Source organism: Methylobacterium sp. E-041, from assembly GCF_022829665.1.
Classification (GTDB): Bacteria; Pseudomonadota; Alphaproteobacteria; order Rhizobiales; family Beijerinckiaceae; genus Methylobacterium.
This window is the reverse complement of sequence record NZ_JAKSYQ010000121.1, coordinates 24,536-46,572: the sequence shown is the minus strand read 5'-3', so window position 1 is coordinate 46,572 and position 22,037 is coordinate 24,536. Positions and strand designations below refer to the sequence as shown.

Annotated in this window: 22 protein-coding genes; 12 read left to right on the top strand and 10 right to left on the bottom strand. The window is 71.0% G+C overall.

Annotation, left to right across the window (positions count from 1 at the left end; translation table 11 throughout):
* The first annotated feature begins 206 nt into the window (after positions 1 to 206).
* Genes MKK70_RS11080 through ureG form a run of 6 tightly spaced genes read left to right on the top strand, consistent with a single transcriptional unit; the run spans position 207 to position 4,930 of the window.
* Complete coding sequence (locus MKK70_RS11080; protein WP_147729308.1) at positions 207 to 827, top strand: urease subunit gamma; 621 nt, start codon at positions 207 to 209, stop codon at positions 825 to 827.
* 1 nt (position 828) lies between these two features.
* Entirely contained in the window at positions 829 to 2,556 is a 1,728-nt protein-coding gene (ureC, locus tag MKK70_RS11075) for an urease subunit alpha (protein WP_243947651.1), read from the top strand.
* Positions 2,557 to 2,587: 31 nt separating this feature from the next.
* A complete protein-coding gene (locus MKK70_RS11070; RefSeq protein ID WP_147843752.1) occupies positions 2,588 to 3,073 on the top strand; it encodes a DUF29 domain-containing protein in 486 nt (161 codons plus the stop codon).
* Between the two features lie 4 nt (positions 3,074 to 3,077).
* Positions 3,078 to 3,611 (top strand): urease accessory protein UreE, encoded by a 534-nt coding sequence (locus tag MKK70_RS11065; protein WP_243947649.1) that lies wholly within the window; start codon positions 3,078 to 3,080, stop codon positions 3,609 to 3,611.
* Positions 3,604 to 4,278 carry an urease accessory protein UreF gene (locus MKK70_RS11060; RefSeq protein WP_243947647.1) on the top strand — a complete coding sequence of 225 codons (675 nt, stop codon included), beginning with the start codon at positions 3,604 to 3,606 and terminating at the stop codon, positions 4,276 to 4,278. The genes MKK70_RS11065 and MKK70_RS11060 overlap by 8 nt, the downstream gene beginning before the upstream one ends.
* Positions 4,279 to 4,300: 22 nt before the next feature.
* The gene (ureG, locus tag MKK70_RS11055) at positions 4,301 to 4,930 is read left to right on the top strand and encodes an urease accessory protein UreG (RefSeq protein WP_147729384.1); all 630 of its coding nucleotides are present in this window, start codon (positions 4,301 to 4,303) and stop codon (positions 4,928 to 4,930) included.
* Here ureG and MKK70_RS11050 read toward each other — a convergent pair.
* Entirely contained in the window at positions 4,927 to 5,151 is a 225-nt protein-coding gene (locus MKK70_RS11050; protein ID WP_147843749.1) for a hypothetical protein, read from the bottom strand. The two genes, ureG and MKK70_RS11050, sit on opposite strands and share 4 nt — an antisense overlap.
* Before the next feature lie 93 nt (positions 5,152 to 5,244).
* Between MKK70_RS11050 and MKK70_RS11045 the strand changes: the two genes are divergently transcribed.
* Together MKK70_RS11045 and MKK70_RS11040 are read left to right on the top strand one after the other, a co-directional pair.
* A complete protein-coding gene (locus tag MKK70_RS11045; RefSeq protein WP_187275569.1) occupies positions 5,245 to 5,475 on the top strand; it encodes a hypothetical protein in 231 nt (76 codons plus the stop codon).
* A gap of 270 nt (positions 5,476 to 5,745) precedes the next feature.
* Entirely contained in the window at positions 5,746 to 6,348 is a 603-nt protein-coding gene (locus MKK70_RS11040; protein WP_147729382.1) for a PAS domain-containing protein, read from the top strand.
* A gap of 117 nt (positions 6,349 to 6,465) precedes the next feature.
* Here MKK70_RS11040 and MKK70_RS11035 read toward each other — a convergent pair whose 3' ends face one another.
* The 3 genes from MKK70_RS11035 to MKK70_RS11025 form a co-directional block, all read right to left on the bottom strand.
* Positions 6,466 to 8,112, bottom strand: coding sequence for a TadG family pilus assembly protein (locus MKK70_RS11035; RefSeq protein ID WP_243947645.1), 1,647 nt, complete (start codon positions 8,110 to 8,112; stop codon positions 6,466 to 6,468).
* Positions 8,109 to 8,549, bottom strand: coding sequence for a TadE/TadG family type IV pilus assembly protein (locus tag MKK70_RS11030; protein WP_243937449.1), 441 nt, complete (start codon positions 8,547 to 8,549; stop codon positions 8,109 to 8,111). The genes MKK70_RS11035 and MKK70_RS11030 overlap by 4 nt, the downstream gene beginning before the upstream one ends.
* Before the next feature lie 107 nt (positions 8,550 to 8,656).
* A complete protein-coding gene (locus MKK70_RS11025) occupies positions 8,657 to 10,762 on the bottom strand; it encodes a putative bifunctional diguanylate cyclase/phosphodiesterase (RefSeq protein WP_243947643.1) in 2,106 nt (701 codons plus the stop codon).
* Positions 10,763 to 10,937: 175 nt separating this feature from the next.
* Between MKK70_RS11025 and MKK70_RS11020 the strand changes: the two genes are divergently transcribed.
* A complete protein-coding gene (locus MKK70_RS11020) occupies positions 10,938 to 11,870 on the top strand; it encodes an alpha/beta fold hydrolase (protein WP_243947641.1) in 933 nt (310 codons plus the stop codon).
* A gap of 111 nt (positions 11,871 to 11,981) precedes the next feature.
* Positions 11,982 to 13,211, top strand: coding sequence for an ABC transporter substrate-binding protein (locus MKK70_RS11015; protein ID WP_243947639.1), 1,230 nt, complete (start codon positions 11,982 to 11,984; stop codon positions 13,209 to 13,211).
* A gap of 236 nt (positions 13,212 to 13,447) precedes the next feature.
* On the opposite strand, the gene MKK70_RS11010 is transcribed toward MKK70_RS11015, so the two are convergent.
* From MKK70_RS11010 to MKK70_RS11000, 3 genes are all read right to left on the bottom strand, one after another.
* Positions 13,448 to 14,575 carry a beta-ketoacyl-ACP synthase gene (locus MKK70_RS11010; protein WP_243947637.1) on the bottom strand — a complete coding sequence of 376 codons (1,128 nt, stop codon included), beginning with the start codon at positions 14,573 to 14,575 and terminating at the stop codon, positions 13,448 to 13,450.
* The gene (locus tag MKK70_RS11005) at positions 14,572 to 15,063 is read right to left on the bottom strand and encodes a 3-hydroxyacyl-ACP dehydratase FabZ family protein (RefSeq protein WP_147727327.1); all 492 of its coding nucleotides are present in this window, start codon (positions 15,061 to 15,063) and stop codon (positions 14,572 to 14,574) included. Before MKK70_RS11005 ends, MKK70_RS11010 begins: the two co-directional genes overlap by 4 nt.
* Positions 15,064 to 15,157: 94 nt before the next feature.
* The gene (locus MKK70_RS11000; RefSeq protein WP_147727326.1) at positions 15,158 to 15,466 is read right to left on the bottom strand and encodes an acyl carrier protein; all 309 of its coding nucleotides are present in this window, start codon (positions 15,464 to 15,466) and stop codon (positions 15,158 to 15,160) included.
* A gap of 241 nt (positions 15,467 to 15,707) precedes the next feature.
* On the opposite strand from MKK70_RS11000, the gene MKK70_RS10995 reads away from it, so the two are divergent.
* Positions 15,708 to 16,811 carry an AI-2E family transporter gene (locus tag MKK70_RS10995; protein WP_243934893.1) on the top strand — a complete coding sequence of 368 codons (1,104 nt, stop codon included), beginning with the start codon at positions 15,708 to 15,710 and terminating at the stop codon, positions 16,809 to 16,811.
* 95 nt (positions 16,812 to 16,906) lie between these two features.
* Here the strand turns inward: MKK70_RS10995 and MKK70_RS10990 are convergent, their stop codons facing one another.
* Both MKK70_RS10990 and MKK70_RS10985 read right to left on the bottom strand, forming a co-directional pair.
* The gene (locus tag MKK70_RS10990; protein ID WP_243947635.1) at positions 16,907 to 17,590 is read right to left on the bottom strand and encodes a metal ABC transporter permease; all 684 of its coding nucleotides are present in this window, start codon (positions 17,588 to 17,590) and stop codon (positions 16,907 to 16,909) included.
* A 138-nt stretch (positions 17,591 to 17,728) separates the two neighbouring features.
* Positions 17,729 to 18,415: a helix-turn-helix transcriptional regulator gene (locus MKK70_RS10985; RefSeq protein WP_243937424.1), complete on the bottom strand. Its 687-nt coding sequence runs from the start codon at positions 18,413 to 18,415 to the stop codon at positions 17,729 to 17,731.
* 73 nt (positions 18,416 to 18,488) lie between these two features.
* On the opposite strand from MKK70_RS10985, the gene MKK70_RS10980 reads away from it, so the two are divergent.
* Complete coding sequence (locus tag MKK70_RS10980) at positions 18,489 to 19,091, top strand: glutathione S-transferase family protein (protein WP_243947633.1); 603 nt, start codon at positions 18,489 to 18,491, stop codon at positions 19,089 to 19,091.
* Positions 19,092 to 19,197: 106 nt separating this feature from the next.
* Here MKK70_RS10980 and acnA read toward each other — a convergent pair whose 3' ends face one another.
* On the bottom strand, positions 19,198 to 21,909 hold the full coding sequence (gene acnA / locus MKK70_RS10975; RefSeq protein WP_147727321.1) for an aconitate hydratase AcnA: 2,712 nt from the start codon (positions 21,907 to 21,909) through the stop codon (positions 19,198 to 19,200).
* Positions 21,910 to 22,037 lie beyond the last annotated feature (128 nt).

The window sequence follows — 22,037 nt, the reverse complement described above, 5'->3', positions numbered from 1 at the left end:
AGCCTTCCACGGTACCTTTTTGACCATTGTGCCTGCGGTCTTCCCACGGTAGGTTGGTGTTATAACGCTCTGAGCAGACGATGATTTTTTGTTTGATGTGGTGATAAGCTTTAGTGAGGCTTGACCGTCGCACCAGCATGATCCTTGCTCCAGGTCCGAACCGGCCGAAATGAGTCCGGACCGGCCGAAATCCGAGAGGGCTCCTCGTGCTGCTGACGCCTCGCGAAAAAGACAAGCTCCTCGTGGCCATGGCCGCTCAGGTCGCGCGGAACCGCCTTGCCCGCGGCGTCAAGCTCAACCACCCGGAGGCGATCGCGCTGATCACCGACGTCGTGGTCGAGGGCGCCCGCGACGGGCGCTCGGTCGCCGAGCTGATGCAGGCGGGCGCCAACGTGCTCACCACGGACCAGGTGATGCCGGGCATCGCCGAGATGATCCACGACATCCAGGTCGAGGCGACCTTCCCCGACGGCACCAAGCTCGTCACTGTGCACCATCCGGTGCGCGGCGCGCCCTCCCCCGACGTGCCGGGCGCCGTCACCACGCTGCCGGGCGAGATCGTGTTCAACGAAGGCTGCGAGCGCACCGTGGTCGAGGTCGCCAACGTCGGCGACCGGCCGATCCAGGTCGGCTCGCATTACCATTTCTTCGAGGTCAACCCGGGGTTGCGCTTCGACCGGGAGAAGGCCCGCGGCCGGCGCCTCGACATCGCGCCGGGCACGGCGGTGCGGTTCGAGCCCGGCTCCACGCGGGAGGTGGCCCTGGTGCCGCTGTCCGGCGGGCGGACGGTGTACGGCTTCCGCGGCGACGTGATGGGGGCGCTCTAGCATGGCCAACACGCCCCCCCGCGCCGCCCTCCCCCGCGCCGCCTATGCCGACATGTTCGGGCCCACGACCGGCGACCGCATCCGGCTCGCCGACACCTGCCTGGAGATCGAGGTCGAGCGCGACTTCACCACCTACGGCGAGGAGGTGAAGTTCGGCGGCGGCAAGGTGATCCGCGACGGGATGGGGCAGAGCCAGGTCACCAACGCCGACGGCGCGGTGGACACGGTGATCACCAACGCGGTCGTGCTCGACCATTGGGGCGTGGTGAAGTGCGACGTCGGGATCGTGAAGGGGCGGATCGTCCGGCTCGGCAAGGCCGGCAACCCGGACATCCAGCCGGGCGTCGACATCGTCGTCGGCCCGGGCACCGAGGTGATCGCCGGGGAGGGCAAGATCCTCACCGCCGGCGGCTTCGACAGCCACATCCACTTCATCTGCCCGCAGCAGATCGACGAGGCCCTGTGCTCGGGGATCACCACCATGCTCGGCGGCGGCACCGGGCCGGCGCACGGCACCTTCGCCACCACCTGCACGCCGGGCCCCTGGCACATCGCCCGGATGATCGAGGCGGCGGACAGCTTTCCGATGAACCTGGCGTTTGCCGGCAAGGGCAACGCCTCGCGCCCCGACGCTCTCGTCGAGATGGTGCGGGCCGGCGCCTGCGCGCTCAAGCTGCACGAGGATTGGGGCACCACGCCGAAGGCGATCGACACCTGCCTGACGGTCGCCGACCAGCACGACGTGCAGGTGATGATCCACACCGACACGCTGAACGAGTCGGGCTTCGTCGAGGACACGATCGCGGCGTTCGCCGGCCGCACCATCCACGCCTTCCACACCGAGGGCGCCGGCGGCGGGCACGCGCCCGACATCATCAAGGTGGCGGGGCTCGCGCACGTGCTGCCCTCGTCCACCAACCCGACGCGGCCCTACACGAAAAACACCATCGACGAGCATCTCGACATGCTGATGGTGTGCCACCACCTCGACCCGTCGATCCCGGAGGATCTCGCCTTCGCCGAGAGCCGCATCCGCAAGGAGACGATCGCGGCCGAGGACATCCTGCACGACATCGGCGCGCTCTCGATGATGTCGTCGGACAGCCAGGCCATGGGCCGGGTCGGCGAGGTCGCGATCCGCACCTGGCAGACGGCGGACAAGATGAAGCGCCAGCGCGGCGCCCTCCCCGGCGACGCCTCGGGCAACGACAACATGCGGGCGCGGCGCTACATCGCGAAATACACGATCAACCCGGCGATCGCGCACGGCGTGTCGGCCCATATCGGCTCGGTCGAGCCGGGCAAGCTCGCCGACCTCGTGCTGTGGTCGCCGGCCTTCTTCGGGGTGAAGCCCGACCTCGTGATCAAGGGCGGGATGATCGCGGTGGCGCCGATGGGCGATCCCAACGCCTCGATCCCGACGCCGCAGCCGGTGCATTACCGCCCGATGTTCGGCGCCTACGGCCGCGCGCCGTTCGCGACCGCGCTGACCTTCGTCTCGAAGGCCGCGATCGAGGACGGCCTGCGCGAGCGCCTGGGTGTCCAGAAGCAGCTCGTCGCGGTGGAGAACGTGCGCGGCGGCATCTCGAAGAAGAGCATGATCCTCAACGACGCGACGCCCGAGATCGAGGTCGATCCCGAGACCTACGACGTGCGCGCCGACGGCGAGCTGCTGGTCTGCGAGCCGGCCGACGTGCTGCCGATGGCGCAGCGGTACTTTTTGTTTTGAGGTAGGATCGGCACGTTCGAGGAGAGCCACGATGTCGAACGCCGCGCTGAGACCGCCTCCGGCGGCCGATCCCTATGAGACGGACTTCTATCTCTGGACGCAGGCCCAGGCCGAGCTGCTGCGGGCACGCCGGTTCGACGAGCTCGACCTGAGGAACCTGATCGACGAGGTGAGGAGCGTGGGCGGCAGCGAGAAGCACCAGATCGAAAGCCGCCTGGACGTTCTTCTCGGCCATCTCCTCAAGTGGAAGTACCAGCCGGGATTGCGCAACAACAGCTGGACGGCCACGATCTTCGAGCAGCGGACCCGGATCGGCCGTGTTCTGCGCGCCAGCCCCAGCCTCAAGCGCTACCCGGCGGATGTCTTCGACGCGTGTTACCTGTCCGGCCGCCTGCTGGCGTCGAAGGAGACCGGCATCGACTTCACGCTGTTTCCCGAGGTGCCGCCGTTCACGGTCGTTCAGGCGCTCGACCTCGACTACCTGCCCAAGGAGCCCGACCTGCTGGATCAGTCCTGACCCCATGATCCGCGCCACCCGCGTCATCCGCGCCGACGTTCTCGCCGGAGCCGAGATCGTCGACCGCATCGTGCTCGACCACGGCGACCGGCATCGCCGCCGCATGGCGATGCGCGGCGTCGGCGGGCTCGCCTTCCTGCTCGACCTGCCCGAGCCCATGGTGCTCGACGACGGCGACGCGCTGGCGCTGGAGGATGGGCGGCTCGTCTGGGTCGAGGCCGCGCCCGAGCGCCTGCTGGAGGTCCGGGCCGGGTCGGACCACGCCCTGAAGCAGCTGATCTGGCATATCGGCAACCGGCACATCCCGGCCGAGATCACCGCGGACGCGGTGTTCATCGCCTTCGACCATGTGCTGGCCGAGATGGTGCGGGGCCTCGGCGGCAGCGCCGAGCCGGTCGAGCGCCCGTTCCGACCGGAAGGGGGCGCCTATGCCGGCGGCCACGCCCAGGCGCATGGCCATGATGTCGGCGACCCTGGCGAGCTCGCGGGCGGCCGCGCCCATCATCACGGCGACGGGCGCTACCACACCCATGATTGAGCGCATCCGGCTGATGGCGTGGCTGTCGCCGACCTACCCGGTCGGCGCCTACGCTTACTCGCACGGGCTCGAATGGGCGGTGGAGGCGGGCGACGTCGCCGACGAGGCGGGCATCTCCGGCTGGCTCGGCGACGTGATGGAGCACGGGGCCGGCCGCAACGACCTGATCCTGGCGGCCCACGCCCACCGCGCCGCGGCGGCGGCGGCTCTGCCGGACCTCGCCGGGATCAACGATCTCGCCCTGGCGCTGGCGCCGTCGCGCGAGCTTCACCTCGAGACGAGCCAGCAGGGCCGCAGCTTCCTCGACGCGACCCTGGCGGCTTGGCCGTGCCCACCCCTCGACGGGGTCGCCGGGGCGCTGCCGGGGGCGGTCGCCTACCCGGTCGCGGTCGGGGCCGCCGCGGGCGCGCACGGCATGGACCGGCCGGGGATGCTGGCCACCTACGGACTCGCCTTCGTCCAGAACCTCGTCTCGGCCGCGTTGCGCGCCGCGCCGATCGGGCAGGCCGCGGGCACGCGGATCATCGCCGGCCTGAGCCCGCGCATCGCCGCGCTCGCCCAGCAGGCGGAGGCCTGCAGCCTCGACGACCTCGGCTCGGCGACGCTTCGCCTCGATCTCGGCTCGTTCCGGCACGAGACCCAGTATTCGCGGATCTTCCGCTCGTGATCCTCTGACGGAGCTTGCCCCCATGGCATCGAACAACGGACCCCTGCGCGTCGGCATCGGTGGGCCCGTCGGCTCGGGCAAGACCGCGCTGATGGAGCAGCTGTGCAAGCGCTTCCGCGACACCTACGAGATCTGCGCGATCACCAACGACATCTACACCAAGGAGGATGCCCGCATCCTCACGGTGGCCGGCGCGCTCCCCGAGGAGCGGATCATGGGGGTCGAGACCGGGGGCTGCCCGCATACGGCGATCCGCGAGGACGCCTCGATCAACCTGGCGGCGGTGGCCGAGATGCGCCGGCGCTTCCCGAAGCTCGACCTGATCCTGATCGAGTCGGGCGGCGACAACCTCGCGGCGACCTTCTCGCCGGAGCTCGCCGACATCACCCTCTACGTCATCGACGTGGCGGGCGGCGAGAAGATCCCGCGCAAGGGCGGCCCCGGCATCACCCGCTCGGACCTGCTCATCGTCAACAAGACCGACCTCGCGCCGCTGGTCGGCGCCGATCTCGGGGTGATGGAGGCGGACACCCGGCGCATGCGCGGGCCGCGGCCCTACGTGTTCGCATCCCTGCGGGAGGGCGCGGGAGCCGACGCGGTCGCGCGCTTCGTCGTCGAGGCCGGCGGCCTCGGTGGGATGCCGTCGCGTTAGTGCTCGGCGTTGGCCGAGCGGGAGCGGGCCGTCCCCGGGCTCTGCGGGACGCCGCCCATCAGCGCATCGAGGCGGCTCATGCGGGCGGAGAACTTCTGGGCGGTCTCGAGGGCGGCGCGGTCGCGCGGGCTCAGCGGCTTCGACCGGGTGTCGCCGGCGTGAGCCGAGGCGATCGGCAGGGCGGCGAGGACGAGGGCGGCGATGCGCAGGGACGATGTCATGATCATCACTCCATGCCGGCTCGGCCGTTCACGCGCGAGCACGGGTCGGCCTTCGGCAGGACTTCAACGTAGGGGTGAACGTGCGGCCAAGCTGTGCGCTGTCGCACCGCGGCCGGCGACCGCGCGCATCTCGACAGCCGGATCGATCGATGCAAGGTTTCGTTCGGGATAGCGCCGGCCGGAGGCATCGTGTCCGCCGGCTGTGATGGAGCGGGCATGTCGCCGGAATTGCAGGAATCGCGTGCGGCCCTGATCCTGATCGCCGTCGTGGTCGTATCCGTTCTGATCTTCGGGGCCGTGACCCTGTTCAGCCAGATCGGCTGATCGTCCCCCCTCGTCCGGTCTCGGGCCTCGCCCGAGCGATGTCGGGAATCGAACGGGGCGACGTCTCGGCCTCGTCGGCCGGGCCTGCGCGCCTGCACTGGGCTCGAACAGCATTCCCAGCATCGGATAGCCCTGCATCCCCCAGGAATCGGTAGAATGCAGCGGTGTCGAGCCTGATCCGAGTGTTGAATTAACGCGTTGTTAATTCCATCTTGGGTTGTATGTCGGCGGTTCCCAAGCGAAACTGCAACCGAACCGTGGAGGTCCTCCATGCGCTCAGAAACGATCGACCGGTCCCGCTCGCGGCCCGTCGACCTGACGGCGGCCCTGTCGGCCTCCGGCGTGGTCGGAACCTGGGCCTGGTCGGCCCAGCCCGACCGCTGCATTCTGGATGCCGGGGCCGCCGACGTTCTGGCGGGAGACCATGCGATCGCCGGGCTGCCCGTGCCGTTCGAGCGGGCCAAGGCCCGCGTCCATCCCGACGACTTGCCGAAGCTGTCGCGCCACTTCAAGCGCCTGCGCCGAAGCGGGGGCCTGTTCGTCGCGGAATACCGCACCGTCTCGACCGCCGGCCGCGTCCGCCGGATCCTCGATCGCGGCCGGCTCGTCCGCAACGAGTCGGGGACCGTGCTGCACGGCCACGGGATCATCATCGACGTCACCGAGGGCGATCTCGACCTCGGCGCCTTCGCCGAGATCGAGCGGAAGGACCCCTCGGCGATCCTCGACACCGCCGCCGCCCACGCCTTGGCCTGCCGCGAGACGATCGATCAGCTCGACAACTCGGAGTTGCGTCTTCTCGTCGACGTGCTGCTCCTCAGCCTCGGCCAGCAGATCGCCGCCCTGTCGCGCGGGCCGGGGCGCGGGCACTGATCGTCGAACCGGCCGGTGCGGCGCGCGTGCCGCCGCGCCGCCGGCGAGGCCGGGCTTCGGCACATCGATCGTGCCGGGCCGGGCGTCCGGCAGGCGCCGGGCCGAAGCGGCGGCGTGCTACTGTACCAGCACGGCCTGGTTGCACATCGTGCCGTCGACGGTGACGTCGGCGTAGCCGAGGCGCAGCCCCAGGATGCGCAGCGTCGTGTCGAGCACACTGTCGAGGGCCGGGGTCACCGCCATCAGCGCGGTCGACAGCAGCGGCCCGAGCAGGGGCGGCACGATCAACCCGTTGATCGAGAGCGACAGGCCCTGGACCAGGCTTCCGGTCAGCGATTGCGTCAGGCCGGTGGTGGACACGGTCTTGGTGACCTGCCGCGTGATCTCGTCGTCGGAGAAGATCAGGGTCTGCGGCGCCGGGCTGGCGATGGTCGTCCGCGCCGTTCCCTGCACCGTCAGCAGCGGCAGCGCGATGAGGTTCGCGAACCGGCTCAGGTCGGGCGTGCCGGCGCCGACCGCGATGCTGCTGCGCGGGACGTTGGCGACGGCGAGGGTCGCGAGGCCGGGCTGCGCATCCACCGTCGCCTGCCGCCGGGTCGAGGCGGTCCAGGGGCAGGCGACCCCGCGCAGGGTCGCCGAGGCCTGCGCCGCCTCGAGATAGATCGGCAGGGTCACGGTTCCGAGGCCGAGCGGCGCGGTCAGCGTCGTCTCAAGCAGCATCCGCACCTGCGCGGTGTGGACCGTCGCGTTCGGCGTGCCCGGCTGGACGTAGCCGGAATCCTGGCGCCGCTCGCCGATCGCCAGCGTCAGCCGCGTGTTGAGCAGGCCCGGGACCGTCGCGCCGAGGTCGAGCGCGATCTGGTTCTGGCCGTTGGCGTTGGCGGCGATGTCGGAGATCACGTCCATCAGGCCGACGAGGGGGCCGGCCGCGCCCCGCGCCGGGGACAGGGCGGCCGCATCCCCGAGGTCGACGACCTGCGCCACGGGGATCAGCGCGCCGGCGTTGGGCAGCGCGCCCATCAGCTTCGTCAGCGCCGTCACCGCGGCGCCCGCCCCCGACGTGCCCTGTGCCGCGACCTTGAGGGCGGCGGTGAGCTGCCCGACGCTGGCGTTGGCGGCGACGAGGTCGGTGTAGTCCGCCGCCTGGAGGTTCAGGTTGGTCGCCAGCGCGTCGAGGAAGCGGAAGGCGTCGACCTGCATCGACAGCAGCGCGTTGTAGTCGAGGACGGAGAGCGAGAGCTTCGTCCCCAGCATCGCCCCGAGCAGGGCGTTGGCGATGCCGCCATCGAGCGCGGCCACGCCGGAGCCGATCGAGATGGCGGCGAACTGCGCGCTCGCGGCCGTGCCCGTCACCTGGATCGGCACGGTCCTGGGCAGGCCGAGCACCTGGGCGAAATGCACCGGCACCCCCGTCCGCAGCCCGACGCGGACGGCATTGGCGGGGCTGGCGCCGGCCTGGAACCGGCTGGCGGGCGCGATCCTGGCGTTGCCGGCGTAGCTCCCGGGCGAGACCGTCACCGTGGCGGCGGCGTAGCCGTTGTCGGCCAGCGAGCGGCGGGCGAGCGCGTCGGCCCCGCCGCCGCCGGCGGCGGCCAGCATCGCGGCGATGTCGACGGCACCCTGCGCCTTGCGCTTGGTCTGCACCACCATGCCGAGATCGATCCCGACCGCGGCCGCGCCCATCAGCGCGGTGGCCCCGAGCGCCACCAGAACCGCGACCGAGCCGCCCCGGGCCGATCGCAGGTCGCGCGCCCGGCGGCTCACAGCCCGCCCCGGCGCACGCTGACCGTGCTGGTGAAGATGTCCGGCGGCAGCGGGACCAGCTTGCCGAGGGACTTCAGCCCGAGCCCGGAGGAATCGTAGGTGAGCGTGACCGTGTAGACGGTGGCGTCGCTCGGGCTGGTGCCGACCGAGACCCCGACGCTGCCGGCCTTGAACATCGCGCTGGCGGCGAGGCTGCGCTGCACCACCGCCTGGGCGAGGGAGGCGCGCTCGCCGTCGCTGACGCCGGCGACCGAGGCGCGTGCCGCCTCCGCCGCGATCTCGCGCAGGGTGTGCGTGGCGCCGAGATAGATGCCGAAGGCGGAGATGCCGGCGAACAGCAGCAGCAGGAGCGGCGTGACCAGCGCGAACTCGACCGCCGCGTTTCCGCCGCGGCAGGCCGCCAGCCTTCCACCCCCGCGTCCCGCCCTCGTTCCCATCGCACGCGATCCCATGAGCTTGCATCGCAAACCGGCCATGCAACCTACCGTATGGGTTTCGGCTTAAGGAAAGGTGTAAATACAATCCGGAGTTGTATATGCCGGTCTCAGGCTGCGGCGGCTTCGTCGCGCGCGGCCGTCAGCATCGCCGTGATCTCGTCGGCCGTGCGCGGCCGGCTGAACAGGAAGCCCTGCATCTCCTGGCAGCCCTCGGCCCGGACGGCGGCGAGCTGTTCCGCGGTCTCGATGCCCTCGACCAGCGTGGTGATGCCGAGGCTGGTGCCGAGGCTCACCAGGGCGCGGATGATCGCCCCGGCCTCGGTCGCCTTCCCGGCATCCTGGACGAAGGACCGGTCGATCTTGATCTTGTCGAAGGGGAAGCGGCGCAGGTAGGTCAGGCTCGAGTAGCCGGTCCCGAAATCGTCCATCGAGATGCGGATGCCGGTCCGGCGCAGCAGATGAAGGGTCTCGAGGTTGGCCTCGGTGTCGTCGAGCAGGACGCTCTCGGTGATCTCGAGCTCCAGCCGGTCGGACCGCAACCCGCTCGCTGCCAGGGCGAGCAGCACCGTCTGCGCGAAGGTGCGGTGGCGCAGCTGCACGGCCGAGACGTTGACGGCGACGCTGATCCCGGCCGGCCAGGCGACGGCGTCGCGGCAGGCCCGGTTCAGCACCCATTCCCCGAGGGCGACGATCAGCCCGGTCTCCTCGGCCACCGGGATGAAGGTGGCCGGCGGGATCAGCCCGCGCTCCGGATGGCGCCAGCGGACCAGGGCCTCCAGGCCGGTGACCCGGTTGCTGTCGAGGTTGACCAGCGGCTGGTAATGCACCTCGAACATCCCGTGCTTCAGGGCGTCGGCGAGGTCGCGCTCGATCGCGCGGCGGACCTCGGCGGTCTCGTCCATCGCCGCCTCGAACAGGCAGGCGGTGCCGCGGCCCTTGCCCTTGGCGTGGTAGAGCGCCGTGTCGGCGTTCTTGAGCAGGCGGTCGATGTCGTCGGCCGCCTCGTCGGCGATGGCGATGCCGACGCTCATGCCGATCTCGACGGTGTAGCCGTCGAGATCGTAGGGCGTGCTCACCAGCTCGATCATCCGCTCGGCCAGGGCCAGCGCGCCGGCCGCGTCGGCGACGCGGTGCAGCACCGCGAACTCGTCCCCGCCGAGGCGCGCCACCAGGTCGCCGGTGCGGACCCGCGCGCAGAGCCGTTCGGACACCGCGCGCAGGAGCGCGTCGCCCGCGCCGTGCCCGTGCGTGTCGTTGACCGCCTTGAACCGGTCGAGGTCGAGGCAGAGGATCGCGAGCCGCGTGGTCTCGCCCGCACGCCGCGGCTTGCCGAGCATGCTGAGGCCGTGCTCGCGCAACGCCGTGCGGTTGGGCAGGTCGGTGAGCGCGTCGTGGCGCGCCATGTGCGCGATCCGCGCTTCGTTGCGGCGGCGCTCGGTGATGTCCTCGAAGGTCGAGACCCAGCCGCCGTCCTCGATCGTCCGATAGCACACGGCGAGGATCCGGCCGTCGGCGAGCTCGCGCTGGATCGGCTTCGGGTCCGGGTCGAGCAGGGCCTGGCGCGTGCCCTCGCACAGGGCGTCGACGGTGGTGCCTCCGCGATAGCAGCCGGCCCCCACCAGCATCGCGCAGATCTCGCGCTGGGACATCCCGATCCGCAGGGCCTCCGGTGCCAGGCCGAAGATCTCGCAATAGCGCTGGTTGTAGACGACGAGGCGTGCCGCCTCGTCGAACAGGCACAGGCCCTGGGTCATGTTGCTCAGCGCCGCCTCGAAGCGCTTGTTCTGCTCCACCAGGCTGGCGTGCGAGGTGCGCAGCTCCGCGAGCGCGTCGGCGAGGGCACTGCGCGCCTGGCCCTCGGAGCTGATGTCGGTGCCGGTGCCGCGATAGCCGCAGAAGGTCCCGTCCGGCGCGACGACGGGCTCGCCGCTGATGCGGAACCAGCGCACGTGGCCGTCGGGATGGGCGTAGGGATAGATGAAGCCGGTGAAGGCCTGCCGCCGGTCGAGCGCCGTGAAGTAGGGCTCCCAGAAGCTGCCGTCGCCGCCGTTCGCGGCGATCGTCATCCGCGACGTGCCGGTCAGCGCGCCGGCGGTTCGGCCGAGGAAGCGTTCCACCTCGGGAGACAGATAGGTGAAGTTCTGCGCGGCATCGGTCTGCCAGACCCAGTCGGAGTCGATCCTCGCGAGCTCTTCCAGGGTTTGAACGGGCATTCGGGCACCATCAGTCGTGATGCGACCCTCCACGACAGGGATTAAGATTTTATTCGCATTCCCTGCCGCGCGTGGGCGCATCGCCGCCGGAGCCCGACGCCCCTGAGCGCGTTTGACGCTGGCGCGCGACGCCGCCACCCGCGGGTCGCGATCGGCGAAGGTTGGAGCAAGGCCCATGTCGAGCGGTGGCGACGATCTGTTTCCCGGGTTCGAGGCGCTGTGGACCGAGGCCGCCTGGGGCAAGGCCTTCGCCCGCGTCGGCGGCCCGGCGGATGCACCGCCGCTCCTGCTGCTCCACGGCTTCCCGCAGAGCCACGCGCTCTGGCACCGCATCGCCCCCGACCTCGCCCGCGACCACCGCGTGATCTGCCTCGACCTGCCGGGCTACGGCTGGTCGGCCGCTCCAGAGGGCGATCCGGCCCACGACGGCTACTCCAAGCGCCGGATCGGCGCCGCCATCGTCGCGCTGATGGAGCGGATCGGCCATGTCCGCTTCGCGCTCGCCGGGCACGATCGCGGCGCGCGGGTGGCCTACCGCCTCGCCCTGGACCAGCCCGCCCGCGTCTCGACGCTCGCGCTGCTCGACGTCGTGCCGACGGCGGTCCAGTGGGAGCGGATCGAGGCCGCGCCGGGCGCCAACCCGCACTGGCCGTTCCTCGCCGAGCCGGCCCCGAACCCGGAGACCGCGATCGGCAGGGATCCCGACGGCTATTTCCGGACGCTGATCGCCAGCTGGACGTCGGCCAAGGACCTCTCGGCGTTCGACCCGCGCGCGCTCGACCTCTATGCCCAGGCCTGGTCCGTGCCCGAGCGCATCCATGCGATGTGCGAGGATTACCGCGCGGGCGCCGGCCCCGACCGCGCGGCCGACCGGGCCGACATCGCCGCCGGGCGGACCTTGGCGATGCCGGTCCTCGTTCTCGCCAGCAGCCGCTACCTGGATCGCGACAAGCCGGAGACGGCGCTCGCGGCGTGGCAGCGGACGCTGGCGCCGAACGCGGTCGGCGCCGAGATCGAGTCCGGCCACTTCCTGGCCGAGGAGAACCCGGCCGCGACCCTCGCGGCGCTCCGCCCCTTCCTCGAGAATGAAGCTCCGCGCAAAGCGTAACACGGAGGGCGACGCCCGCCGTGGTTGCGCGGCCGCCCTTCGCCTAGCATGCGCCCCGGACCGCCCGAACGGCGGCCGATCGACAAGATCACGTCTTCCGGGAGGATACGCATGACCAAGGGACAGGTCCGTCTCGCGCTGGCGGTCGCGCTCGCCGCGCTCGCCGCACCCGCCGCACCCGCCGCCGCGCAGGGCTTCTCGGACGGGGTCGTGAAGATCGGCATCCTCAACGACCAGTCCGGCACCTACGCCGAGTTCGGCGGCCGCTCCTCGATCGAGGCGGCTCGGATGGCGGTTGAGGATTTCGGCGGCTCGATGAACGGGACGCCGATCGAGCTCGTCTCCGCCGACCACCAGAACAAGCCCGACATCGCGTCGGGCATCGCGCGGCAATGGTACGACCGCGACAACGTCGACGCGATCATGGAGCTGACGACCTCGTCGGTGGCGCTCGCGGTCCAGGGCCTGTCGAAGGACAAGCGCAAGATCACCATCACCACCGGCGCGGCCACCGCCGACCTCACCGGCAAGGCCTGCACGCCCTACGGCTATCACTGGGCCTACGACACCCACGCGCTCGCGGTCGGCACCGGCGGCGCCCTGGTGCAGCAGGGCGGCGACACCTGGTTCATGCTGACCGCCGACTACGCCTTCGGCTACTCGCTGGAAGCCGAGATCGCCCGCTACGTCACCTCGAAGGGCGGCAAGGTGCTGGGCAACGTCCGCCACCCCCTCTCGGCGCAGGACTTCTCCTCGTTTCTGCTCCAGGCGCAGGGCTCCGGCGCCAAGGTGATCGGGCTGGCCAATGCCGGCCTCGACACCTCCAACAGCATCAAGCAGGCCGCCGAGTTCGGCATCGTCGAGGGCGGGCAGCGGCTCGCGGCGCTGCTGTTCACCCTGGCGGAGGTGAAGGGCCTCAGCCTCAAGGTCGCGCAGGGCCTGACGCTCACCGAGGGCTGGTACTGGGACCTCACCGACGAGACCCGCGCCTTCGGGCAGCGCTTCATGAAGCGCACCGGCAAGATGCCCAACATGATCCACGTCGGCACCTATTCGGCGGTGCTGCAATACCTCAAGGCGGTGAAGGCCGCCGGGACCGACGAGACCGAGGCGGTCAACACGCTGCTGCACACGATGCCGGTCGACGACGTCTTCGCCAAGGGCGGCAAGGTGCTGCCGAACGGGCGCATGGTCCACGACATGTACCTGTTCGAGGTCAAGAAGCCCGCCGAATCCAAGGGCGAGTGGGACCTCTACAGGAAGCTCGCCACCGTGCCCGGACCGGAGGCCTTCGCCACCGCCGAGGCCAGCGGCTGCCCGCTGACGACGGCGGCGAAGTAGGACCGGAAAGCAGGGACGAAGCGGTCGACCCGTGGCGGCCGACTCCCATTCCCCCCCTGATCCTGAGGCGCGGCGCGAGCCGCCGCGAAGGAGACCTCGAAGGAGACCTTGAGGGATCGCGCGTCGGCGGGAGGCCTCCTTCGAGGGCCGCCGAGGCGGGCGCCTCAGGATGAGGCGGCGGGTCGGAGTGGCCCTTGCCGAAGGCGCATCGGGGAGACTGTCACGACGGCCGCCGCTCAGACGGCCATCAGGCGCAGAACGCCCTCGCCGCGGCGGTGGCCCACGGCGGTGACCGCGACCTCCGACAGGCCGCGATCGGCCACGAGCCCGGCGGCCAGGGCGGCCCCGAACGGCGCCGTCACCTCGAGGCCGTGGCCGATCAGGTCGCCCAGCGCATGGACCGGCCGGTCGGGCGCCAGGGCGGACAGGCGCGCGTGCTCCTCGCCGGTGATCGCCGCGACGCCGGTGGCGCCGGAGACGACCGCTTGCGCCTGCCCGATCCCGGCCTGCCGCCACAGGGCGTCGAGGCTGGTCGAGACGCTGCCGGGCGCGCGCCGGGTGCGGTCGCTCGCGACCGGCCCGAGGCGGGCGAGCGCCCGCGCCCCACGGGCCGCGGCGGTCTCGGCGGCTTCGAGCATCAGGAAGGCCGCGCAGCTGCCCAGGATGAACCCGGGTGCGTCCTCGCGGGCGAAGACCGCCGCGTAGTCGGGCTTGCGCAGGAAGCCGCCCATCTCGTGGACGACCATCACGTCCGGCCGCTCGGCGCTGTAGGACCCGCCGACCAGCATCGCGTCGATCTGGCCGGAGGCGATCCGCGCCTGGCCGATGCGCAGCGCGTCCACGCCGGCCGCCTCCTCGCCCATGAAGGTGCGCGACGCGCCGCTGACGCCGTGGACGATGGCGATGTTGCCGGCGAGCAGGTTCGAGAGCTGCGCCAGGAACAGCGTCGGCCGCAGGTCGTTCTGCAACCGTTCGTTGAGATAGGCGCCGGGATCGGCGGCATCGCGCAGGCCGGTGAGGATCGCCCCGTCGACCGCGTAGTCGCGCTCGCCGCCGCCGGCCGCGACCACGAGGTGGAGCGCCTGCTTGAAGGCGGCGTCGTCCTTCACGCCGGCCGAGTCGAGGGCGAGCCCGGCGGCGTAGACGCCGAGGCGCTGCCACGCCTCCATCTGCCGCTGGTCGGACTTCTTCGGGATCTGACCGTCCCAGGCGAGCGCCGGCGCCGGGTGGACGGGATAGGGCGCGAACGTCGTCGCGTCGGTCCGCGGCGGCGTGCCGGCCGCGAGCGCGTCGAGATGGGCGGCCAAGCCCTCGCCGGCACAGGAGACGAGGCCGATCCCGGTGACGACGACGGCGCGGCTCATGCGGGTTCTCCTGCCGGGGCCTCCGCCGGATCCCCGTCCATCACCAGGCCGATCTTCGCGGTGCGCGCGCGCATCAGCGCGTCGAGCCCGTCCGGGAACGGCATGGTGCGGAAGCGGAGCTCGGCATCGGCCAGGAGCTTGCCGTCGTGGCGGATCGCGGCCTTGGTCACGGCGTAGCCCGAGCCGTCATGCTCCAGGCTCGCGGTGACGCTGAGCGTCGCCCCGGGGCCGACGAAGGAGCGGAAGCGCGCCTTGTCCACCGCCATCAGGAACGGCATCTGCGCGAAGTTCAGGTGCGCGAGCACGAGGTAGCCCGAGGCCTGCGCCATCGTCTCGGTGAGCAGCACGCCAGGAACCAGCGGATGGCCGGGGAAGTGCCCTTCGAAGACCGGGCTCTCCATCGGCACCTGGGCCAGGGCCTCGATCCGGCCGGCGGCGCGGTCGAGGCTCACCACGGAATCGATCATCTCGAAATATTCGAGGCGCATGGGCTGCCGATCCGCAGGCTTTCGGAGGGTCGTTCGGTCCGGGCGTCGCCGCCCGGGTCTTGCCGGTGCCGGTCTCGGTGCCGAGACCCCGGGATCAGACCTTGGCGGCCTTCTCCGCGACCAGCGCGTCGATGCGGGCGCAGAGGTTCTTCAGCACGAAGTACTCCTCGGCCGGGACCTTGCCCTCGTTGACTTCCTGGGTCCAGCGCTCGAGCGGCAGCTTGATCCCGAAGGCCTTGTCGACGGCGAACGCGATGTCGAGGAAGGCGAGGCTGTCGATGCCGAGATCGTCGATCGCGTGGCTCTCGGGCGTGATCTTCTCGCGCGGGATGTCGGCGGTGTCGGCGATGATATCGGCCACGCGCTCGAAGGTGGCGGTGCCGGTGCTGGGCTGGTCTGACATGCGTTCTCGCCGAATCGGGATTGGTGCGACGGGCCGCCGCCGGTGCTCGACGCGGCGCCCCCATCCGCACGGCCCAGTGGCGGAGGGCGCCGCGCGCCGCCCCGTCATGTGGCCGCGACCTCTACACGAGGGGGTCCGGCCCGGCAACCGTGCCGCCCCCGGGGCCCGGATTCCGCGTATGGCAAAGGTCCCGCGGCGGCCTACATGAGCGCGCGGCGGATCGCGCCGGAGGACCCGCCTGATGGACCAGACGCTTCGCACCGAACACGCGCCGCCGCTTCCGCCGGTGGAGAAGGCCAGGGGCCAGGGCGTCGCCCGCGTCGTGCTGGTGCTGGCGCTCGCCGCCCTCGGGCTCTGGATCCTGTCCGGCTTCCTGCCGGCGCTGGCCTGGGCGGTGGTGCTCGCGATCGCGCTGTGGCCGCTCTACGTGCGCGTCGAGCGGCGCTTCCCGCCGGGCGGACACAACGTCGTGCTCCCGCTCGTCGCGACGCTCCTCGTCGCCCTCGTCTTCCTCGCGCCGCTCGTCGTCCTCGGCATCCAGGCGGCGCGCGAGGCGCACGACGTCCTCGACTTCGTGCGCGCGGCCGAGAAGGACGGCATTCCGGTGCCGGACGTCGTCAACCACCTGCCCTACGGCGCGGCGCAGGCCTCGGCGTGGTGGAGCGCCAACCTCAGCCATCCGGATGCCGGCTCCGACATGCTGCGCAGGCTCGACAACGATTCGGTGATCGGGGTGTCGCGCAACGTCGGCAAGGAGGTCGTGCACCGCGTCGTGCTGTTCGGCTTCAGCCTGGTCGCGCTGTTCTTCCTGTTCCGCGACGGCCGCACCATCCGCGATCAGGTCCTCGTCGCCTGCAACCGCCTGTTCGGGCCGCGCGGCGAGCGGGTCGGCCGGCAGATGGTCGCCTCGGTGCACGGCACGGTCGACGGCCTCGTCCTCGTCGGCCTCGGCGAGGGCGTCGTGCTCGGCATCGTCTACTACTTCGCCGGCGTGCCGCACCCGGTGCTGCTCGGCGCGTTCACCGCGGTCGCCGCGATGATCCCGTTCGGCGCCGCGCTCGCCATCGCCATCGCGGCGCTGCTGCTGGTGGCCGCCGGCTCGGTGAAGGCGGCGGTGATCGTGGCCGTGGCCGGCTTCGTCGTGACGTTCGTGGCCGACCACTTCGTGCGCCCGGCGCTCATCGGCGGCACGACCAAGCTGCCGTTCCTGTGGGTGCTGCTTGGTATCCTCGGCGGGGTCGAGACCTTCCACCTGCTCGGCCTGTTCCTCGGCCCGGCGGTGATGGCGGCGCTGATGCTGCTGTGGCGCGAGTTCACGGTCGGCGCGGACGCGAAGGCCCCCTGACATGCGAACGGCCGCGGGATCCGAGATCCCGCGGCCGTTCGGACATGACCAGTCAGGCGCGGCGGCACGGACCCGCGTGCCGCCGGCGCCCGGGATCACATCGGCGGGGTGAGGCCGTCCTTGCCGACGGCGATCAGCTTGCCCTCGATCTTCGATCCGGCCTTGTCGACCACGGCGAAGATCTTCGATCCGGGCATCAGGATCGCCTTGTCGGCCGGCTCGAAGGCGACGATCGGCGCGGTCGGCGGCACCTCGATGGTCTTGGCCGCACCGTCCTTGCCGTAGCCGACGGTCAGCGTCTTGGTGCCGGAGGCGCCGGCCGTGTCGGCCTTCACCGTGCCGTTGGTCATCGCGCTCTTGACGCGCGGCGTGCCCGACTCGGCCTTGACGGTGCCGTTGGTCATCGAGCTCTTCACCGCCGTGCCGCCCGCGGCGGTGTGGTCGGTGATCGAATCCCAGCCGTAATGGCCCTCGCCGGTGCCGCGCATCGACTCGGGGAACAGCACCACCTCGAGCGCCGTCATCGGGTTCTCGCCCTTGGTCGCGGTGCCGATGAAGACGCCGTCCTTGATCTGGTCGAGGCTCGACTTCACCACCCAGGCGAACTTGGCGCCGCCGACGTCGACGGTCTCGGTCGCGCCGTCGACGGTCTTGATCGTCACCATGCCGCCGTCGGCCTTCTCGATCGTGCCGCGGACGCGCTCCAGCGCCTGGGCCGAGAAGGCGGCGCCGGACAGGGTCATCAGGCCGGCAAGGGCGAGGACATTCAGGGTCTTCATGGGGCATCTCCCGGTTGTGGTCGGAAGGTTATGGGGCGGCGGCGGCCGCAAAACACCCTTGCGCACAATCTATTCGCGGTCGCCGGCTCTTATTTCTGGCTCAGACGCGCATCGCCCGGCCGGCGCGCCCGGCCCGCATCATCCGCGGCGGCCGAGCTCGGCGACGTAGCTGCGCAGCAACGCCACCCGTCGCGGGCGGAAGCTGGTGCCGGCCGGTTCCGCCGCCGCGATGCGGTCGGCGCGGAACATGCGGAACGCCGCGCGCAGGCAGCACCAGGCCAGCACCGTCATCTTGTCGTCGAGGTAGACGATGGAGAGGGGCAGGATCGTCCGCACGGTCGTCGCTCCGTCCTTGTCGGCATAGCGGATGGTCACCGCCTCCTCGCGCCAGCACCCGGTGCGGATCGTCGTCATGTCGAAGGTCGCCGGGTAGCGCGTCCCGAAGCGGCGGACCTGCGACACCGCGTGGAGCAGGTGCTGCTCGCGCCGGTCGGACAGCGTTGCCGCGACCTTCGCCAGCACCGAGGCGGCGGCCTCCGCGAGCGCCGGGTCGCCCATGTGGCGGACCTCACCGAGACCCAGCACCAGGGCCTCGATCTCGATCCGGTCGAAGGTCTGCGGCGGCAGCGCGACGTCCTCGACGAGGCGATAGCCGTAGCCGCGCTCGCCCTCGATCCCGGCGCCGGCCGTGCGCAGGCTGTCGATGTCGCGATAGATCGAGCGCAACGACACCCCGGTCTCCTCGGCCAGCCGGGCCGCCGTCACCGGCGCCGGCAGGACGCGCATCGCATGCAGCAGTCGGAGCAGCCGGTCGGCTCGGGCCATCGTGCAACTGACGGAAACTGGCAGGAGACCTTGGCTAGACCATCCCCTGCCGACCCGCCAGCAGGAGATCGCCGTGATCACGCTCTACCATTCCCCCAACAGCCGCTCGACCCGCATCGTCGCCCTGCTCAAGGAGCTCGACGCCCTCGACGACGTCCGGATCGAGCGGGTGACCATCCCGCGCAGGGACGGGTCGGGGATCCGCGATCCCGGCAACCCGCATCCCGAGGGCAAGGTGCCGCTGCTCGACCACGACGGCACGCTGGTCCGCGAATCGAGCGCCATCGTGCAGTACCTCGCCGAGCTGTTCCCGAAGTCCGGGCTCGCCGTCCCCCACGGGCACAGGCAGCGCGGCGCCTATCTCGGGTGGCTCGCCTGGTACGCGGGCGTGCTGGAGCCGGTTCTGGTCGTCGAGGCCGCCGGGCTGGATCACCCGTTCCTGACGCAGACGTTCCGGAACGGCGCGGAGGCCAGGGCACGCCTGGCCTCCGCACTCGCCGGCGGCCCGTTCCTGCTCGGGGACCGCTTCACCGCGGTCGACCTGCTGCTGCACTCGCCCTTCGCGTGGTTCGGCAAGCCCGGCGTGCCGGCCATCGATGCCTGGGTCGATCGTTGCACCGCGCGGCCCGGCGCCGCCTTCGCGGCGGCGTTCGACGCGGCGCAGGCGGCCGCCTGATCCGACCGGCACGCACCGCATGAAAAGAGCCGCCGCGGGACGGACCCGCGGCGGCTCGACGACGGGTCGTGAGGCCGGGCGACCCGAGGGCCGCCCGACCCGAGCTTCAGGCTGCGAGCGAGCGCAGCACGTAGGGCAGGATCCCGCCGTTGCGGAAGTATTCCAGCTCGTCCAGCGTATCGATGCGGCAGGTCAGCGGCACCTCCTGCTTGGTGCCGTCGGCCGCGGTGATCTCGGCCGTCAGGGTCTGGCGCGGCTTCAACTCGCCGGCGAGGCCCTTGATCGTGACGGTCTCGTCGCCCTTGAGCCCGAGCGAGGCCCACGAGGTCTCGCCCTGGAACACCAGCGGCACCACGCCCATGCCGACGAGGTTCGAGCGGTGGATGCGCTCGAAGCTCTCGGCCACGACGGCGCGCACGCCGAGCAGCTTCGTGCCCTTGGCCGCCCAGTCGCGCGACGAGCCGGTGCCGTACTCCTTGCCCGCGAAGACCACGAGCGGGGTGCCGGCCTCGGCGTATCTCTGCGCCGCGTCGTAGATGTACATCTGCTCGCCCGAGGGCTGGAACAGGGTCCAGCCGCCCTCGACCACCTGGCCGGCGGGATCGCGCACCATCTGGTTCTTGATGCGGATGTTGGCGAAGGTGCCGCGCATCATCACCTGGTGGTTGCCGCGGCGGGTGCCGTACTGGTTGAAGTCCTGCACCCGGACCTGATGCTCCTGCAGGTAGGCGCCGGCGGGCGAGGCCGCGCGGATGTTGCCGGCCGGCGAGATGTGATCGGTGGTGATCGAGTCGAGGAACAGGCCGAGGATGCGGGCGTCCTGGATGTCGGTGATCGGCGCCGGCTCCTTCTGCATCCCCTCGAAGTAGGGCGGGTTCTGCACGTAGGTGGAGCCGCCGTTCCAGGCGAAGGTCTCGGCCTCGGTGACCTCGACCCCCTGCCAGTTCGCGTCGCCGGTGAAGACGTCGGCATAGCGCGACTTGAACAGCGCCGAGGTGATGTTCGCCTCGATGAACTGCGCCACCTCAGCCGTCGTCGGCCAGATGTCCTTGAGGTAGACCGGCTGGCCGTCCGAGCCGGTGCCGAGCGGCTCGGTGGTGATGTCGATCTGCATCGAGCCGGCGAGGGCGTAGGCGACGACGAGCGGCGGCGAGGCGAGGTAGTTCGCCCGCACGTCGGGGTTCACGCGGCCCTCGAAGTTGCGGTTGCCCGAGAGCACCGCCGCGGCCACGACGTCGTTGTCGTTGATCGCCTTCGAGATCGCGGCCGGCAGCGGGCCGGAATTGCCGATGCAGGTGGTGCAGCCGAAGCCGACGAGGTTGAAGCCCAGCGCATCGAGCGGCTGCTGCAGCCCGGCCTTCTCGAGGTACTCGGCGACGACCTGCGAGCCCGGCGCCAGCGAGGTCTTCACCCAGGGCTTCGAGCGCAGGCCCTTGGCCACCGCGTTGCGGGCCAGCAGCCCGGCGCCGATCATCACCGACGGGTTCGAGGTGTTGGTGCAGCTCGTGATCGCCGCGATCACTACGTCGCCGTGGCCGATGTCGTAGTTCGCGCCCTCCACCGGGTAGCGCTTGGCGATGTCGGCCGCCTTGCGGAACTCGGTCTCCATCGAGCCGGCGAAGCCGGGCTTGGCGGCGTCGAGCAGCACCCGGTCCTGCGGGCGCTTGGGGCCGGCGAGCGAGGGCCGCACGTCGCCCATGTCGAGCGCGAGCGTGTCGGTGAAGACCGGGTCGGGGGTCTGGGCGTCGCGCCACATGCCCTGCGCCTTGGCGTAGGCCTCGACCAGCGCGATGCGCTCGTCGGTGCGGCCGGTGACCTTCAGGAAGTCGATGGTCTTGCGGTCGATCGGGAAGAAGCCGCAGGTCGCGCCGTATTCGGGCGCCATGTTCGAGATCGTGGCGCGGTCGGCCACCGCCATCTCGTCGAGGCCGGGGCCGTAGAACTCCACGAACTTGCCGACCACGCCCTTCTTGCGCAGCATCTGCGTGACGGTGAGCACGAGGTCGGTGGCGGTGGTGCCCTCGGGCAGCTTGCCGGAGAGCTTGAAGCCGACGACCTCGGGGATCAGCATGGACAGCGGCTGGCCGAGCATCGCGGCTTCCGCCTCGATGCCGCCGACGCCCCAGCCGAGCACGGCCATGCCGTTGACCATGGTGGTGTGCGAATCGGTGCCGACGAGCGAGTCGGGATAGGCGATCTCGGAGCCGTCCGAGGCGTCGGGGTCCCGCTTCGTCCACACGGTCTGCGACAGGTACTCGAGGTTGACCTGGTGGCAGATGCCGGTGCCGGGCGGGACCACGGAGAAGTTGTCGAACGCCGACTGGCCCCACTTGAGGAAGGTGTAGCGCTCGCCGTTGCGCTCGTATTCCAGCGCGACGTTGTCGGCCAGCGCCTTCGGCGTGCCGAACTCGTCGACGATCACCGAATGGTCGATCACGAGGTCGACCGGCACCAGCGGGTTGATCTTCTGCGGGTCGCCGCCGAGGGCCACCATCGCGTCGCGCATCGCGGCGAGGTCGACGACGGCGGGCACGCCGGTGAAGTCCTGCATCAGCACGCGGGAGGGGCGGAAGGCGATCTCGGTCTCGGTCTTGCCGCGGTTGTCGACCCAGGCGACCGTCGCCTCGATGTCGCCCTTCCTGACCGAACGGTCGTCCTCGTAGCGCAGGAGGTTCTCGAGGATCACCTTCATCGAGAACGGCAGGGCCGTGGAGTTGGCGAGCCCGTTCTTCTCGGCCTCGGGGATCGAGTAGTAGGTGTAGGTCTTGCCCGCCGCCTGAAGCGTCTGTCGGGACTTGAAGCTGTCGATGGAAGCCACGGCTGGTCTGATCCTCGCTGGCGTTTGTCGAACACGCGCAGGCATAACCCGCGCCACGAAACCGGTGTTCGGCCTGACTGCGCTCGCAGGGAGCGCGCGCCGCCCCGGGGGTGCCCGGGCAGGAGGGT